Raw genomic sequence first — 628 nt, forward strand, 5'->3', positions numbered from 1 at the left:
TTTGGCTTTGCTCTGCTTGATAAGTCGAAGTTGCAGTGTCAGAAGTTGCTGTTGATGCTGCTTCTTCTGTTGCACTTGTTCCTGTTGTATCAGCAGGTGTTTCAGTTGCTGGAGCAGCTGCTACTGGTGCTTCTGCTGGAGTTGTTGCTGCCGTTTCTTCAGTAGCTGGAGTCGCTGCTTGAGGAGCTTCTTCTTCAACTGGACTAGTTGTTTCTGCTGCTACAGGTGTTTCTGTAGATGGTGTCTCTTCAGCAACTGTCGCTGTCTCAGAAACTTCTGAATTTGGCGCTACTTCTGTTGGTTTTTCAGTCTCTGTTACAGTTGGAGCATCCTCAATTGGTTGAGAAAGATCTTCTACTTGAACTGTTTGTTCATCAACTGTCACTTGATTCGTCGTCAAATCAGCTGTCGCAGTCGTCACTTCTTCACTAGAATCCGCTTGAGGAGTTTGGATTTCAACTTCCGTCACCTCTTCTTCCTCATTGACAGTTGTAGTGAGGACAGTATCTGGGAAAATCAAGTCCATATTAGTGATTTTGTTCAAATTAGCAAGAACGGTTACATCTACTCCCAAAGCTTCTGCAATCGTGCTCAGGGTATCACCATACTGAACTGTATAGCTGTTTTT

Annotated in this window: 1 protein-coding gene; it reads right to left on the reverse strand. The window is 44.3% G+C overall.

Annotation, left to right across the window (positions count from 1 at the left end; genetic code table 11):
• Positions 1–628 (reverse strand): LysM peptidoglycan-binding domain-containing protein (locus GMD6S_RS09930; RefSeq protein WP_000607555.1); only part of this gene is annotated, 628 nt, incomplete at both ends.

Source organism: Streptococcus sp. GMD6S, from assembly GCF_000297015.1.